We start from the raw sequence: 16,140 nt of genomic DNA on the forward strand, positions 1-16,140 counted from the left end.
CGGCTCGTTCCGGCCGATCAGTAGCTCAGACCAGACAGCGGCCCCGATATGTGACACCGTCGTGAACAACGCTCCTGCTGGGGCGCCTCAGCGCCCAGCTCGCTTGACGTCGATGCCCGGCCCCAGGTCGGCGGATGGCGCGGACTGTCGTCGCGTCACAGCGCCAGCGCCGCCATGAAGGTCATGTCGGCCGCCATTCCGGCCGAGCACACGTCCTGGTCGAGCCTCTTCCGCTCCGCTCCCCGCACCGGCAGGACGCGGATGAGCCGAGCGCAGGTCCAGGTCAGGCCGATGATCAGGGCCACCGTGGCCGTCGACCCTGCTCCATGCGCGTGCCCGGACGAAGCGCCGGTGAGAGCAGGCCCGCCGGACGCCGTCAGCACCATGAGGATCGGCATGAACACGAAGTCCTGGATGTGATGACCGGTCTCCGCGCGGCGTATGGGGGAGCCGCAGAGCCAGCCGGCGGTCAGCAGCGCGAGCACCGCGGCGCAGAGGAACCAGCCACCAAGATGCCCGGCCGCCATGCCGAGCGCCATCACGATGTACGGCCACCTTCTCGCGGAACGTACGGAGGGCAGCAGGATCGGGGCGAGTGCCACGGCGCATCCGGCCAGAACGCCCACCGTGTGGAGGAGGGTATGCATTACACCGTCTCCGCTTCCGCCCGCCGGAGACGCGTGGAAGACGCGCTCCACGCCGTTGTTGCGATCACGCCCTTTGACCGGACAACCCGGCGAGTTGTGACAGAAAGGCGGAGGTCAGTTTTCGCCTATCTCCTCAAGTTTCTTGACCACATCAGCCGCCTGCGCGTCGTCGCCGTCCTCCTCGAACAGCCGTGCCGCCTCCGCCAATGCCTGGCGGGCCTCCTCGACCCGGCCCAACTCCCGCAGCGCGATGCCCAGGCCGCGATGGGTGTAGGCCAGGGCAGGGGGGACGGAGTGGCTGGTAAGCACGGGCACCGCCTGATGGAAGGCGTCGACCGCCTCCGTCCAGCGTTCGAGCGCGACGTAGGTGAGGCCGAGATGGCTCAAGGCGGCTCCGAGACTGTAGGCGACGATGGCCGGGGAACCGCCGTACGAGGGGTCACGCAACGCGGCCACCAGCGCCAGGCTGCACCGCAGGGCCTCCTGCGTCTGGCCCGCTCGCCGCAGGTTGAGAATGTGGGTCATCCTGGCCTGGGGGTAGCCCTCCAGGTCCGCCGCCTGCAGGAGGAGGTCGGCCGCTCGCCGGCTGTAGTCCACCTCGCGCTCGAGTTTCGCCGGATCGCCGTAGTCAGGCCAGCCGGCGTAGAACAGCGCCCACCCCTGCTGGCGCAGGTCACCGACCTCGCCGGCCAGCTCGAACGCCCGCAACGCCGTCGTCTCCGACTCCTCCATCCGGCCTTCGCACACGGACAGAGCCCAGGACAGATAGTTGAGATGCACCGCCTCCTGCAGCCGGTCCCCCATCGCCCGTGCCGCACCGGAGGACAGCTCGAACACCTCGCGCCAGTGCCCCCATCTCCTCACCCGGTCCGAGAACCAGTGCATGGACTCGGCCACCTCGACCACCGTCCCGTGCTCGTTACGCCGGGCCGCCGAGCGCAGTGCCTCCAGCCAGGCCACGCCCTCCGCCTGCAGCCACTCGCCCGCCGCCTCCCGGCTGTCGAGCGTGACCGCGGAACGCCATTCGGGCGGCGGCGCACCGTACCCGGGCTCGAACCAGCGCCCGGCGACCACCGCGACCTCCAGCAGCCAGGTTTCCATCCTCCGCCGCGCCGCTTCCCGCGCCTCGACCGGCTCCTCCTGCTCCAATTGGGCACGGGCGTACAAGCGGACCAGGTCGTGGTAGACGTAGCGGCCGGCGTACGGCGAGGCCAGCAGCCCCAGCTCAACGAGCTCTTCCAACGCGTCCTCGGCCTCGAACGGGTCCGCCTGCAGCACGATCGCGGCCAACGGTATGCCGAAGTCCGATCCGGCCGCCAGCGCGAGACGCCGGAACGCGATCCTCGCCAGCCCGGACACTTGCTGATATGACAACGTGAACGCAGCGGTGACCGCCAGATCACCCACCGCCAGGGCCTCCAGCCGGCGTCCCTCGTCCTCCAGACGTCCGGCAAGCTGGCCGATCGTCCACCCCGGCCGGCTCTGCAACCGGTTCCCGGCGATCCGCACCGCCAGCGGCAGATTCCCGCACAGCCGGGCCAACTCGGCTGCGCTGTCCGGGTCCGCCTCGATCCGCTGCTTCCCCACGATGGATTCCAGCAGCCCGGCCGCCTCCTCGTTGGAAAGCTCGGTCAACGGGACCTGCCGCACTCCCGCCAGCCCGGTCAGCGAGCGCCGGCTCGTGATGATCGTCATCCCCGGTCCGGACGCCGGCAGCAACGGCTGCACCTGCACCTCATCGGCGGCGTTGTCCAGCACGATCAGACATCGGCGATCGATCAGCAGCTCCCTGTACAGCCTGGCCCGCTCCTCGTCATCACCCGGAATCCGCTGCTCGGCCACACCCAACGCCTTCAACAGCCGCGACAGCACTGCGCCGGGGGCCTGCGGAGCGCTGTCCATGCCCCGCAGGTCCACGTAGAAGCGGCCGTCCGAGAACAGCTCGGCCAGGTGCCGGGCGGCGTGCACGGCCAAGGCCGTCTTCCCGATTCCTGCGGTGCCGGAGATGGTGGCCACCACCGTGGCTTCCCCGGTCCCGGCCTGCTCGGCCAGGTGCCGCAGCAGCTCCAGCTCCCGCGCCCGGCCGGTGAAATCCCCCGCTTCACGCGGCAGCTCGCACGCGCCGGCCACCGGGCCGCTCGGTCGCGGCCGGCCCGCCCGCGCGGCCTCGATCAGCTCCACCCGGCGGGCGTCATCCAGTTGCAACGCTTCGGCCAGCGCTCCCACCGTGCGCTTCTGCGGACCGCGGCTGACACCGCGCTCCATGTCGCCGATGGCCCGCACGCTCACACCGGACGCGTGCGACAGTTCCTCGATCGTCAACTGCGCGGCTTGCCGCAGGCTCCGCAGAAGCAGGCCGAACGAGCTGCTCATCCATCCTCCTTGAAACGGCCCGCGCACCGGGCCATCGAACGGCATGATCCAAACAACTCAGCGCCGAGTGAGCCGCCGGCTGCGCCCGTGTCCTGCCGAGGGAGCCACGGACACCTTTGTCGCCCGTCCGCCATCGGGTGGATTCCGTCAGCACATGCGCATCCGGCCACGGACGAAGGATCGGACTCCACTTCGCCGTGCCGGCCGGACAGGCCGTGGCGGCACGGGCTCGGCGGACCCGCATCGGCGCGGCTACCAGGTCTGATCGCCGGCTCGGACCAGCATCCCGTTGACGGCGACCCGCCGCGCCCGCGTGACGATGTAGCTGATCGCGTCCGCGACGTCATCCGGGCGCAACCCTTCAACGCCGTCTACCGGGCGCCGAGCCGCATCCCGGACGGAGTCCCCGAGACGGTTCTCCTGTCCGTCGTCCACCGCGCCCGGCTCCACCACGCTGACCCTGACCCGTTCGCCGAGCAGCTCCTGGCGAAGCGATTCGGTGAACGCGTTCAGGCCCGACTTGGTCAGGCCATAGACGCTGCTTCCCGGACGGGCGACCCGCTCGGCCGCCGAGCCGACGTTCACCAGATCCGCCACCTGCCGGGGGGACGTCGTCGCCGCGTAGATCAGGTGCGGAAGAGCGGCGTGCGTGACGTGGGCCAGACCCGCCACGTTGAGCGAGATCATCTGATCCCACTCCTCGATGGTGGCGTGCAGCGCTGAGCCGAGCAGCCTGATCTCGGCGTTGTTGACCAGAATGTCCAGGCGCCCGAACCGATCCAGCGCGTCCTGCACCATGTCGTCGGCACGGTCGGCTTCGGTGATATCGGCCTCCAGCGCGACCGCCTCTCCTCCCTGCCGTGCGATGTCGCTCGCGACCCGCACCACACGGTCGCGCCGGTGGGCGACCAGGGTGACGGCCGCGCCGTCACCTGCGAGGCGGCGCGCGGTCGCGGCGCCGATTCCGCTGCCGGCGCCCGTGACGAGCGCGACGGCTCCGGCCAACGGCCGATCGTGCATGACTGCCTCATCCCCTCGTCGAGGGCGACACGGCAGCCGCCGTTCCGCCCCGCTCCTCCCGTGCTCGGACGACACGCCGATGCTCGCGTGGCCGGGTTGCGTGTCGCACCACGGAAAGTCACTGGTCTGACGAGACCAGGGTGTCGCGGACGCGTAGCATGCGCGTGCGCACCCGGGCGGCGGGGCGGGCTACGGCGCCGGGAGGATCCTGCTCAGCGGCTTCACCGTGTGCCGGGTTCGTACGCGCCGCTGGACAGCGCGTCGCCGACCTGCCTTCGGGAGGTGATCTCGAGTTTGGCGAAGACCTTGCGGAGGTGCCATTCGACCGTACGCGGGCTCAGGAAGAGACGGGCCGCGACCTCCGGGTTGGACAGGCCGTCCCGGACCAGCAGGGCGATCTGCCTCTCCTGCGCGGTCAGCTCCGCGCTCCCCGGATCCTCGGTCCCCCGCTTGCGGCGGATGTTCTCCCCTGTGGCTTGAAGCTCGCGACGGGCACGCTCGGCGAAGGCCTGCATGCCGATCGACACGAACATCTCGTACGCGGTCCGCAGGTGAACGCGCGCCTCGGCCCCCTGACGGTTCCGGCGCAACCACTCGCCGTACAGGAGGTGGGCGCGTGCGAGTTCAGGACGCAGAGTCGTGCGGCCCAGCCGCTCGATCGCCTCCCGATAAAGATCGTCCGCGGTGTCGTCGTCGGTCAGCAGCGCCCGGCAGCGAGCCAGAATTCCCTGAGCCCAGTCGGTGTCGCACGGTTCCGCCGCGTCCGCCAGCCCTTCGAGCGCCCCGCGGGCGGCCGTGGAATCCCCGACGCGCGCCGCCGCCTCGACGAGCTCGGGCAGCGCCCACTGGGAGACGATCACGTTGGCGCTCTGGGTGGTGGCCTGGGCCGCCGGCAGCGCGAGCCCGTGGCGGGCGAGGCCGTTGTAGAGGACCGCGGCCGCCCACTGGGCCGACGCGACACCGTTCAGCTGGCCGCCGGCGCCGGCCTCCTCGATCGTGGCCTCGATCAGCGGCGCGGCCTCGGTCTCCTTTCCCCGCATCGCCACCAGCAGGAGCTGGGTGTGCTGCGTCATCGGCACGCCCGTCGCCTCTGCGACGGCTTCGGATTCGGCGACGAGCACCGCCGCGGCGGAGAAGTCGCCTCTCAGCGAGCGCGGTACCCCCAACGAGTGGAGATAGAGGGGAAGCTCGGACAGGGCCCCGGCCGCGCGCACCGCCTCGAGCGCCCTGGTGGGGACGTCGGGCATGATCCGGTCCTCCCACAGGAGAGCACTCACGCCGCAGGCCGCCCAGCCCCATTTCAGCAGGTCCTGCACAGGGTGGTCGGCGATCGCCTTCTTCGCTCGTTGCAACGTGGGCAGCGCGGCCCTCCGGCCGTCGGTGATGAGCAGTGCGTAACCCTCGAGGACGAGGTCGAGGGCGCGCGGGCGACCTCCGGGAGAGGGCAGTTCCCTCATCGCCTGCGAGATGGCCAGGAGGCTGTCCCGGTTGGCGGCGCCGAACGACGCCGAAGCCCAGGCGATGAAGTACGTCTCCCGCGCCAGGTCCATGGCGAGGGGCTCCAGCCGCCGCGCGGCCTCCAGCAACATCACCGGCGCCTCGTTGTCGAAGCCGGCCGCGAACGTGATGTGACCGCGTGTCAGCAGGGCTCGTACGCGCTGGAACTCGCTCTGCGCATCCTGGTCGGCGACGTCGGCGAACTCGCGCGCGGTAGCGATGTCCCCGGCCGAAAGGCTGGCTGCCGCGGCCATCAGGGCCCGTTCGGCGCGCCGCGAGGTGTCGACGGTCAGTGCCATGGACCGCTGCAGGAAGGCGGCCGCGGCGGCCGGCCCACCGCGTGCCTGTGCCCGGTCGGCGGAGCGTTCGAGCTCGCCGGCGACGTTCTCGTCGGGCTCGGTCGTCGCGGCGGCGAGGTGCCAGGCGCGGCGGTCGGGGTCTGCGTGGGCGTCCGTGACCTCTGCCAGCGCGAGGTGCGCCGCCTGACGGTCCACCGGCTTCGCCGACCTGTACACGGCCGATCGCACGAGAGGATGACGGAAGGTCACCCGTACGTCGAACGACAGCAGCCCGTCCGTCCCGCTCGCCAGGGCCGTCGCCGGTTCGACGCCGAGCCGTTCGGCGGCACGCCACACCAGCGACGGATCGCCGACAGGCTCGGCGGCGGCGACCACGAGAAGCAGCCGGGTCTGTTCGGGCAGACCTGCGATCCGGTCGAGGAAGCTCTGCTCGATCCGGCTGGGCAGCGTGTCGACGTCCACGAGGCCGAATCCGCCCGCCACCTGGGTCATGGTCAGCTCGCGCGGCAGCTCCAGGAGGGCGAGTGGATTGCCCCCGGTCTCGGCCACGAACCGATCACGGATGTGCCGATCGAGCCGGCCGGGCGCCACCGAGTTCAGCAGAGCGTGTGCGTCGGCGGTCTTCAGCCCGGTGACCTCCATCTCCGGAAGTCCGAGCAGATCCTGAGGCCGCCGGCGCGAGCCGAAGACGAGGGCGACCGACTCCGCCAGCAGCCGCCTGCTGACGAAGCCGAGGACCTGCGCCGAGGCCCGGTCCATCCATTGGGCGTCGTCCACCACGCAGAGCAGCGGAGCGCTCTGGGAGATCTCCGACAGCAGACTCAGTACGGCCAGGCCGACCAGGAAGCGTTCGGGCGGACTCCCCCGGCGCATGCCGAACACCGTTTCCAGCGCATGGCGCTGTGGTGTGGGAAGGCTGTCCAGCCGGTCCAGCAGCGGGGCGCACAGCTGGTGGAGAGTGGCGAAGGCCAGCTCCATCTCGGACTCGACACCGGCCGCGTGCAGCACCCGCATACCGATCGCCGCGTGCTCCACGTACGCCAGCAGCGCCGACTTTCCCACCCCTGGCACGCCGTGCACCATGAGCACGCGGCTCTCACCTGCACGGACGGCCGTGATCAGCTCATCGAGGACGGCACATTCCGTCCCCCGCCCGAGCAGCCCCGCGCTCCACCTGCGTTGATCCACGATGCCCCTGCCTTTTGCCCTGATCGCACGGATCTGCATACACCCGGGACCCGTGCCGGGCCAAGTTCTCGATGTCGGGCGCTGATCTTGGCGTGGGCCGGCCAGGCAGGAGGTGATCAGGCGAGGGGACGCAGGCGGACGGGGAGCTCCTGGTGGCCGTTGCTGATGAGGGTGGGCATCGGCCGTAACGTGGCAGCCGGTGCCGCGAGTGACATGGCGGGGAAACGCTCGAAGAGCTGGCGCAGGGCTTCGGCTACTTCGAGGCGGGCCAGGGGCGCGCCGAGGCAGAAGTGCACGCCGTGGCCGAACGCCAGATGGTCCTTCACCTTACGGGTGACGTCGAAGGTGTCGGCGTCCGGCCCGTGCCAGTCCGGGTCGCGGTTGGCGGCTCCGTAGGCGGCGAGGATGGGGTCGCCGGCGGCGATGATCTGCCCGTCGGGCAGTTCGAGGTCGGTGACGGCGAAGCGCAGCGGCAGGTATTTGATGGCGGGTTCGGCGCGAAGGGTCTCCTCCACCACGTCCTCCCAGGCGGCCCGGCCGGTGCGGACGAGGTCGAGCTGCTCCGGGGACGTCAACATCGCGAAGACGGCCTGGTCGATGACGTTGACGGTCGTTTCGTACCCGGCGTTGATCATCAGAATCATCGTGTCGCGGAGTTCGACGTCGGTGAATCCGTCGCCACCCGACTCCTCATCACGTGCCGCGATGAGCAGGGAGGTCATGTCGTCGCCGGGGTCGCCGCGCTTGATGGCGATCAGCTGGTCGGTGACCTCGAAGAGGCGTGCGGCGTTGGCCTGGGCCTGCTCGGGGGTGAGGGTGCTGTCGAAGACGTTGTCGACGATCTGGCGGAAGTCGTCCCGCTGCTCCTCCGGTACGCCCATCAGATGGCCGATCACGGCGATGGGCAGCGGGTAGGCCAGTCGCTCGCGCAGGTCCACCACGTGGCCTGGGGGCACCGTGGCCAGGTCGTCGATCAGCTCGGTCACCAGGGATCGGATGGTCGGCTTCAGTTCGGCGACGCGGCGTGCGCTGAGGGCGGGGGCGACCATCCGCCGTAGCCTGCGGTGGTCGGCTCCGTACGCGGTGAGCATGCTCTGCACCTCGATCCACAGGGCGAGCGGCCACGTCCTGATCGTCCGCGCGAAGGCCGGGTAGTGAGCACGGCCGTTCTTGGAGACATCGGGGCTCATCAGCAGGCTCTTGAGAAGGGCGGGATCGCTGACCGCCCAGGCTCGCAGGCCGAGGACGTCCACAGGAGTGGCTGGGCCCAGGGCGCGCAGGGCCCGATATTCGGCGTGCCGGTCAGCACCGGCGGGGTCGATGACGAACGGGAGCGGCTGGGACATTCTTCTTCTCCTTCAAGCGATAGGCGACGTCTTACGGTGTTGCCGACACAGGGTTGACCGGATAACCCGGGCGATACGTGACAAGCCAGCGAGCACCCGGCCGAGTCGAAGGGATGCGATCTGACACAACTCGCGCGGCTGCCCCTTTCGCAGGCGCTGACCACGAACGAGTCCTGCCATCCAGGGACATTGCTGTCATCCGTAGCAGGCGGATAGGCTGCTCGCCTACGCGTGATGTCTCGCTGGCTGCCTCGACCCTCGTCCCGACAACGGTGAGCAGAGATCCCGGTCACGGCCGCGTGTCCGGCAGATCGGGGGTACGGGCGATGCCGAGTCGTCACGCCGAGATCACCCAGGGCGGGAGCCTGGCACCGGTCTACCGGGTCGAGCCTGGAGGCGTCGATGCCGAGCCGCCGGCGGGGCGACGCTGATGGTCGGCAGGCGTCCCAGGACACAGCTGCGCGGCCGGCAGATCGAGTGCGACGCGCTGAGCCAGGTCATGATCACCGTACGGGGCGGCCGTAGCTCGGTGCTGGTCCTGCGCGGTGAGGCAGGCATCGGCAAGACGGCGCTGCTGGAGTACGCGCGTGACAGCGCGTCCGGCTGCCGGGTGGTCAGAGCGGCGGGTGTCGAGTCCGAGATGGAGCTGGCCTTCGGCGGGCTGCACCAGGTGTGTGTCCCGCTTCTGGATCAGCTCGGCCGCCTGCCGGAGCCGCAGCGTGACGCGCTCGAGACGGCGTTCGGCCTGAGCACGGGCTCTCCACCGGACCGCTTCCTCGTCGGGCTCGCCGTGCTCGGCCTGCTCGCCGCCGCGGCCGAGAAGGAACCGCTGGTGTGCCTCGTCGACGACGTTCAATGGCTGGATCAGATCTCCGCGCAGACCCTCGCCTTCGTCGCGCGGCGGCTGCTCGCCGAGCCGATCGGGCTGGTGCTCGCGGTGCGCCCGCCTGGCCTCGACGCCGAGTTGGCGAGGCTCCCCCGGCTCGACGTGGCGCGGTTGAGCGACAGCGACGCCCGCGCCCTGCTGGACTCCGTGATCCCCGGCCGGCTGGATGATCGAGTGCGGGATCGAATCCTCGCTGAGACGCAGGGCAACCCGTTGGCGCTGGTGGAGCTGCCGCGGGGGCTGACGCCGGCGGAGCTGGCCGGCGGGTTCGCCCGTCCGGACGCGCGGCCGCTGACCAGCCAGATCGAGGAGAGCTTCCTGCGGCGAGTACGGTCGCTGCCGCCCCATACACAGCGGCTGCTGGTCATCGCCGCAGCCGAGCCGGTGGGCGACCTGGGCTTGCTGAGCCGGGCGGCCGAGCTGCTGGGCATCGACGCGACCGCCGCGTCACCGGCAGAAGCGGCGGGACTGATCACCATCGGGACCCGGGTGCGGTTCCGTCATCCACTCGTGCGTTCGGCGGCCTATCGGGTGGCGATCCCGGGCGAACGACAGCGGGCGCATCGGGCACTGGCCGACGCGACCGATCCGCGGGCTGATCCCGATCGGCGGGCCTGGCATCTGGCCAACGCGTCGGCCGGCCCCGATGAGACGGTGGCCGCCGAGCTGGAGCGTTCCGCCGAGCGAGCGCGGGTACGCGGCGGGGTCGCGGCGTCGGCCGCGTTCCTGGAGCGGGCGGCCGAGCTGACCCCCGACGCCGCGCGCCGCGGCGCCAGGGCTCTGGCGGCGGCCCAGGCGAAGTATCAGGCCGGCGGATACGACGCGGCGCTCGAACTGCTCGACGCGGCCGAGCTCAGCCCTCTCGACGAACGCCTGCTCGCCCGATCCAGCCTGCTTCGCGGTCAGATCGTCTTCACCTCCAGGAGCGCCAGCGCCGCCCTGCCCCTGCTGCTCGACGCGGCCAGGCGCCTGGAGCCACTGGACGCCGGGGCGGCCCGCGAAACCTACCGTGACGCGCTGTACGCGGCTCTCACCGCCGGCCGGCTGGCGGACGGCGCGCAGATGGCGGACGTGGCCAGGGCCACCCTCGCCGCCCCGCCCGGGCCGCCGCCTGAGCGCAACGACCTGCTGCTGAACGGCCTGGCGGTGGCGACCATCGACGGGTACCCGGCAGGCATGCCGATGCTGCGTCAGGCCATGGCCGCCTTCCGCACCGCGGAACTCTCCACGCAAGAGGGCCTGGGCTGGCTCCCGCTCGCCGCCCGCATGGCGCACAACATCTGGGACTTCGACAGCTACCTGACGCTCTCGGCGAAGCTGGTCGAGATCGTCAGGGAGTCGGGGGCCCTGTCGGCGCTGCCGTCGGCTCTCCTGCTCCACCTGTCGGCCCGCGTGCTGGCCGGCGAACTCACCGCCGCCGACGCGCTGGTCGCCGAGGCGACCACGATCGGCGAGGTGTTGGGCAGCAGCTTCTTCGCCCAGTACGGAGCCCTGGTGGTCGCGCCGTGGCGGGGCGGAGAGGCCGAGACTCGTGAGGCGATCCAGGCGATCACGCGGGACGTGGCACTGGCGGGCGAAGGAAAGGTGGCCACCGCCACCCAGTGGGCCACTTCGGTGCTCTGCAACGGCCTCGGCCGCTACGAGGAGGCCTTCGTCGCCGCCTCGCGCGGCGCCGAGCATCCCAAGGAACTCGGCCTGTCCACCTGGTCCATGATCGAATTGGTCGAAGCCGCCGCCCGGAGCGGGCAGCAGGCCCGCGCGGCCGAAGTCGCCGGCCGGCTCGATGAGATGGCGCGGGCCAGCGGCACCGACTGGGCCCTGGGCACCTCGGCGAGCATGCGCGCCCTGGCGGGCGTCGGATCGGAAACCGACGATCTCTACGGTGAGGCGATCGTGCGGCTCGACCGCGCCGGCGTCCGGATCGCGCTCGCCCGCACCCGGCTGCTCTACGGCGAGTGGCTGCGCCGGGAGAATCGCCGCGTCGACGCCCGCGAGCAGTTGAGCCTCGCCCACAAGATGCTCGGCCAGATGGGTGCCACGGCGTTCGCCGAACGCGCCCGCCGTGAGCTGCAGGCCACCGGCGAGACGATCCGCAGGCGCCCGGACAGGGCGACGTCCGAGGTCGCGCTCACCGCCCAGGAAACGCAGATCGCGCGGCTGGCCGGTCAGGGGCTGACGAACGCCGAGATCAGTGCCCAGTTGTTCATCAGCCCGCACACCGTCGAGTGGCACCTGCGCAAGGTCTTCGCCAAGCTCGGCATCGCCTCCCGCAAGCAACTGCGGGGGACTCCGCCTGAAGGGACGACGGCGACGGCCTGACCGGCCTTCTGGCGCGGGGCGGCTGCTTCGGCCACTTCCCCTGGTCGCCCTGGGCCACTTTGACCGGTTCGTGAGAGCATGATCCGGCCGGCGACGGAGGTCGCCGGCCGGATCGGCGCCGTCAGCCGTTCACGTGGCCGACGGCGTCGAGGATGACAGCGCAGACGGCGTCGGGCTGGGACACCGCAAGCGCGTGCGAGGCGCCGGGCACCGGCCTGGTCCCCCGCGAGCCGGCCCGGTCCGCCATGAACCGGACCGTCTCGGCCGGGATGTTGAGATCGCGCTCGCCGTACACGAACCAGGACGGCAGGGAGCGCCATGCGGGCCGGCCGGTCAGCCCGTCGGTCAGAGCCCGCTCGGTCACCGGCCGCTGGGTCGCCCCCATGAGCGCGGCTTCGTCGGCATCGAGGTCGGCGCAGAACTGCCCGTGGAACTTCTCCTCCGCGATGCGCAACTCGTTGCCTCCGGAGGAGACCGGATATGCCTCCAGCGCGCTGCCCAGGGTGCTGCCCTCGAACTTGGCCGAAAGCAGCAACGCGCTCTCGCCGGAGTCGGGGGCGAAGGCGGCGACGTAGACCAGCGCGCGCACGGCGGGGTTGTCCGCCGCTGCCTGGCTGATCACCATGCCGCCGTAGGAGTGGCCGACCAGGACGACCGGGCTGCCGAGGCCGGCGATCACGTCACGCAGGTACGCGGCGTCGCCCTCGACGCTGCGCAGCGGGTTCGCCACGGCCACGGCCCGCCGGCCACGGCCGTTCAGGAGCTTGATCACGCCGTTCCAGCTGGCGGACTCGGCGAACGCGCCGTGGACCAGGACGACGACCGGTTCTTCCTTGCTGGTCACGACTCCGCCTTTCCGTGGTTCAGGACGGTCTTGAGGACGTCGGCGGCCTGGGCGACGGCAGCGCCGGCCGCGGCGGTCGGCCGCACGGGGTTGAGCATCATGAAGTCGTGCAGGGTGCCGTTGTAGCGGACGCTGGTGGTGGACACTCCCGCCTCGGTCAGCTTGCGTGCGTAGGCCTCGCCTTCGTCGCGCAGCACGTCGTTCTCGTCCACGATGAGGAACGCGGGCGGCAGCCCCTTGAGCTCCTCGGCGGTGGCACGCAGCGGTGAGGCGGTGATCTCGGCGCGCTGGGCGGGGTCGGTGGTGTAGGCGTCCCAGAACCAGGCCATGGCCTTGGCCGTCAGGTACGGCCCGTCGGCGAACTCCCGGTAGCTGCCGGTGTCCTGGCCCGCGTCGGTCACCGGGTAGTACAGCGACTGGTGCACGAACCGCACGTCACCGCGCCGCTTGGCCAGGATGGTCAGCGCCGCCGCCATGTTCCCGCCGACCGAATCGCCGGCCACCGCGAGCCGGGAGGCGTCCAGGCCCTCCGCCTCGCCGTCCCTGATGATCCACTGCGCGGTCGCGTACGCCTGCTCGATCGCCACCGGGTATCGCGCCTCCGGTGAACGGTCGTACTCCACGAAGACCACCGCCGCGCCCGCCCCCACGGCCAGTTCTCGCACGAGCCGGTCATGGGTGCCCGCGTTGCCCAGCACCCATCCGCCGCCGTGCACGTACAGCACGACGGGCAGCACTCCGGACGACCCGGCGGGCTTGACGATCTTGACCCGCACGTCCCCCGCCTCGGCCGGCACGACGATCCACTTCTCGTCCACGTCCGGCTTGTCGATCGGGGCCGCCTGCAGGTCGTCCAGCACCTTGCGGGCACCCTCGACCCCCAGTTCGTACAGGAACGGCGGCTTCGAGGTCGCCTCCGCCAGATCCCGTGCGGCCGGTTCCAGGATGTGTTCACTCATGATGTCTCTCCTTGTTCGCGGTCGGTCTCCCGGAAGCCGATCTCCCGGTGAGTGCTGTCACACAGCGGTTTGTTGGCGGAGTGGCCGCAGCGACACAGCGTCACCCGGTTGCGGACCTCCAGCGGCCGGCCGTCCGAGCGCACGACCGGCAGTCCTCCGGTGACCCACAGCGCGCTGGCCAGGCCGTCCTCCTCTTCCAGGACCGCGATGGCCCGCGGGAGGTCGGCCTCGACCGTCTCGCCGCCGCGTTCGAGGGCATAGCTGTAGGAGCCGGAGGCGCAGTGGTCGATGCGGCCCATGACGGTGGCGCGCACGTCACTGTCGCCGGTGTCGGCGAGCATCGAGGCGATCGGCCGGGTACGGCCGAGACAGAAGCCGGTGTGGATGCACAGTTCCCCCACCCGCTGCGCCGAGATCCCCACCCCGTCGTGGACGTGCTGCAGCTCCCGGTACGGCCGCATGGGGGCGTTCTCGGTGCCGTCGAACCCGATCACGGCGTGGGTCCCGTCGCAGAACGGCTTGGCACCCGAATGACCGCAGCGGCACAGCGCGTAGGTCTCCTCGGTTTCCAGAGGCTCGCCGGTCTGCCAGGTCACCGCGTCGTTCTCCGAGGAGACGATTTTGCGTTTGCGCCGGAGCGGTACGCCGCCGTATACGACATACGGGCCGTCGCGCAGGACGACGATCCGCTGCCGACCACCGGGAACGGGCGCCGTGTACTCGAAGGTGGGGCCGTCCGCGCCCGGCATCCTCATCAGGTCCTGGGCTTGGGCCTTGAGGCTGTACATGGTGCCGGTGGCGACCTTGAGCAACTTCGGGCTGCCGTTGAAGGCCTGCTCCAGCTGGTGCAGCATGGCGCAGTAGGTGGTGTTGAACTCGTCCTGGGCGGCGCGGGCCTCGGTGCCGGGGGCGGCGGGCCGCGGGTTGGGCCTCATCGGCAGGATGCCTGCCGGGTCCACCTGGATCGGCTCGCCGGTGGGGCCCGTCCTCGGCGTGTCACCCCGCTGGTAGCGCCGGCCGAGTTTGAGCTCCTGGAAGCGGTAGTAGTGCGCCACCTCGTCCCGGTCGGGGTGGAAGACGTCCGGGTCGCCGTCCCACACCTCACCCGCCGAGGCGCCCTCGCCCTGCTCGACGATCTCCGCCAGCGCGGCCAGCGCCGACTCCAGGCCGTCGACCACGGCCAGACGCCCGGCCGTGTGCCTGAAGTGGGCGGCGCCGACCTGGCGGGCCGGGTCGCCGCAGAAGACGTCGCGCTCCCCGAGCCGGTCGCACAGGTCCCGCAGCCCCTGTTCGATCGCGCCGTAGAACTGCCCGATCGTCTCATAGCCGTCGGCCTCCACCGGCGCGCCTGGCGGCGCGGGCCGTTCGACGCGCATGAACATGTCGAGCGCCTCGTCGCCGAACGGGAGGAGCGCCAGCCTCAGCGAGGGGTCGCCGTGAGGGAGGGGCCGGGGATGCGGCGGGAGCATCCGCGGCGTGTCGAGGCGGGGGCTTCCGCCGACGGCGTTGAGCAGGTTCGCCGCCAGCGCCAGGTGCAGCATCTCTTCGGCGAAGACGCTGCCCACGACCCGAACCGCTTCGGGGTTCTTCTCGGGATCCAGGGAGTACAGCGCGCACAGGTAGGGCGGCAGCGTCGCGTGCTCCAGCTCGATCGCCCACTGGAGATGCTCACGGAGGCTTTCGAGCGTGCGGATCCGCGCCTCAGTCGGCATGGTCGCCCGGCCGGACGTCGTGTTCCAGCGCTTCGACGGCGTCATGGAGACCCCGCAGGCCGATCTGCTCGCGCTGGGCCTCCAGCGGGTCGAACAGCCAGTCGGTGACCGGCGTGGCGGCGGCTTCCTCCGGACGGCTCTCCTCGATCATGACCACTTCGGCCTCGATCACGACCTTGAGCTCGTGCAGAAAGTTCGGCTCACTGCTCATGATGGCTCCCGCGTTCGTTGAGTGGATGGACCTCGCCGGACGGCGTCGGCCGACGCCGTCCGGCGAGGGAGGCTACTTCGTGCTTCCGTCAAGCCAGGCGCGGTAGCTGATCTGGCCGAACGTGGCGCCGCCGGCGGGCACCAGGGTGCGCTCGCCGGGCACGCTGCCGAAGTAGCGGGCCTGGGGGTCGGAGACGACCGGGCGGGCGTCGCCCCAGGCGGAGAGGGCTTTGCGGAAGAACTCGTCCATCCAGTACTGCTCAGGCCCGGCGATCTCGGTCCTGCCGTTCAGCGGGCTGCCGACCGCCGTACGGCCGACGGCCTGGGCGACCTCCTCGCCGGCGACGGGCTGGAAGCGCACGGGCGCGATGTGCACCTCGCCGTCGACGGTGGAGGTGTCGGCGATGCTGCGGATGAACTCGTAGAACTGCGTGGCGTGGACGAGGGAATAGGGGATGCCCGACTTCTCGATCAACTGCTCTTGAGCGATCTTCGCGGCGAAATAGGCGTTCTCCGGCAGCCGTTCGGTTCCGACCACCGAGAGCGCGACATGGTGCCCCACGCCCGCCGCGGCTTCGGCGGCCAGCAGGTTGCGGGTCGAGGTCTCGAAGAAGTCGAGTACGGCGGCGCGTTCGAAGGAGGGGGAGTTGGACACGTCCACCACCACGTCCGCGCCCGCCAGCGCCTGGGGCAGCCCTTCGCCGGTCAGCGTGTTGACGCCGGTGTTCGGGGCCGCAGCCACCGCTTCGTGGCCGTGCTCGCCCAGCTTGGTGACGACCTTCGACCCGATCAGGCCGGTTCCGCCGATGACGACCACCTTCATGGTGTTGCCCTCTCTGT

11 protein-coding genes are annotated in these 16,140 nt (G+C 70.9%); 1 reads left to right on the forward strand and 10 read right to left on the reverse strand.

Translation table 11 applies throughout. The features are described 5' to 3' along the window. Positions 1–155: 155 nt before the first annotated feature. The 5 genes from AB0J53_RS02410 to AB0J53_RS02430 form a co-directional block, all read right to left on the reverse strand. Positions 156–602 carry a hypothetical protein gene (locus AB0J53_RS02410; protein WP_364167996.1) on the reverse strand — a complete coding sequence of 149 codons (447 nt, stop codon included), beginning with the start codon at positions 600–602 and terminating at the stop codon, positions 156–158. 159 nt (positions 603–761) lie between these two features. Continuing rightward, positions 762–3,020, reverse strand: coding sequence for an NB-ARC domain-containing protein (locus tag AB0J53_RS02415; RefSeq protein WP_364167998.1), 2,259 nt, complete (start codon positions 3,018–3,020; stop codon positions 762–764). A gap of 252 nt (positions 3,021–3,272) precedes the next feature. Next, positions 3,273–4,040, reverse strand: a complete 768-nt coding sequence (locus AB0J53_RS02420) for an SDR family NAD(P)-dependent oxidoreductase (protein ID WP_364168000.1) — start codon at positions 4,038–4,040, stop codon at positions 3,273–3,275. Between the two features lie 221 nt (positions 4,041–4,261). Then, entirely contained in the window at positions 4,262–7,063 is a 2,802-nt protein-coding gene (locus AB0J53_RS02425) for an AAA family ATPase (RefSeq protein WP_364168002.1), read from the reverse strand. 77 nt (positions 7,064–7,140) lie between these two features. Then, on the reverse strand, positions 7,141–8,370 hold the full coding sequence (locus AB0J53_RS02430) for a cytochrome P450 (protein ID WP_364168004.1): 1,230 nt from the start codon (positions 8,368–8,370) through the stop codon (positions 7,141–7,143). 430 nt (positions 8,371–8,800) lie between these two features. Here AB0J53_RS02430 and AB0J53_RS02435 point away from each other — a divergent pair, with 430 nt between their 5' ends. Continuing rightward, the gene (locus AB0J53_RS02435; RefSeq protein ID WP_364168006.1) at positions 8,801–11,575 is read left to right on the forward strand and encodes an AAA family ATPase; all 2,775 of its coding nucleotides are present in this window, start codon (positions 8,801–8,803) and stop codon (positions 11,573–11,575) included. 121 nt (positions 11,576–11,696) lie between these two features. Here the strand turns inward: AB0J53_RS02435 and AB0J53_RS02440 are convergent, their stop codons facing one another. The 5 genes from AB0J53_RS02440 to AB0J53_RS02460 all read right to left on the reverse strand — a co-directional run bounded on the left by AB0J53_RS02440 (position 11,697) and on the right by AB0J53_RS02460 (position 16,123). Continuing rightward, complete coding sequence (locus AB0J53_RS02440; protein WP_364168008.1) at positions 11,697–12,419, reverse strand: alpha/beta hydrolase; 723 nt, start codon at positions 12,417–12,419, stop codon at positions 11,697–11,699. Beyond that, complete coding sequence (locus AB0J53_RS02445) at positions 12,416–13,378, reverse strand: alpha/beta hydrolase (protein WP_364168010.1); 963 nt, start codon at positions 13,376–13,378, stop codon at positions 12,416–12,418. The genes AB0J53_RS02440 and AB0J53_RS02445 overlap by 4 nt, the downstream gene beginning before the upstream one ends. Continuing rightward, the gene (locus AB0J53_RS02450; protein ID WP_364168012.1) at positions 13,375–15,135 is read right to left on the reverse strand and encodes a ferritin-like domain-containing protein; all 1,761 of its coding nucleotides are present in this window, start codon (positions 15,133–15,135) and stop codon (positions 13,375–13,377) included. Before AB0J53_RS02450 ends, AB0J53_RS02445 begins: the two co-directional genes overlap by 4 nt. Further along, the gene (locus tag AB0J53_RS02455; protein WP_219499300.1) at positions 15,080–15,301 is read right to left on the reverse strand and encodes a hypothetical protein; all 222 of its coding nucleotides are present in this window, start codon (positions 15,299–15,301) and stop codon (positions 15,080–15,082) included. Before AB0J53_RS02455 ends, AB0J53_RS02450 begins: the two co-directional genes overlap by 56 nt. Positions 15,302–15,373: 72 nt before the next feature. After that, a complete protein-coding gene (locus tag AB0J53_RS02460) occupies positions 15,374–16,123 on the reverse strand; it encodes an SDR family oxidoreductase (protein ID WP_364168014.1) in 750 nt (249 codons plus the stop codon). Between the last annotated feature and the right edge of the window lie 17 nt (positions 16,124–16,140).

Source organism: Nonomuraea sp. NPDC049725, from assembly GCF_040674795.1.
Classification (GTDB): Bacteria; Actinomycetota; Actinomycetes; order Streptosporangiales; family Streptosporangiaceae; genus Nonomuraea; species Nonomuraea ceibae.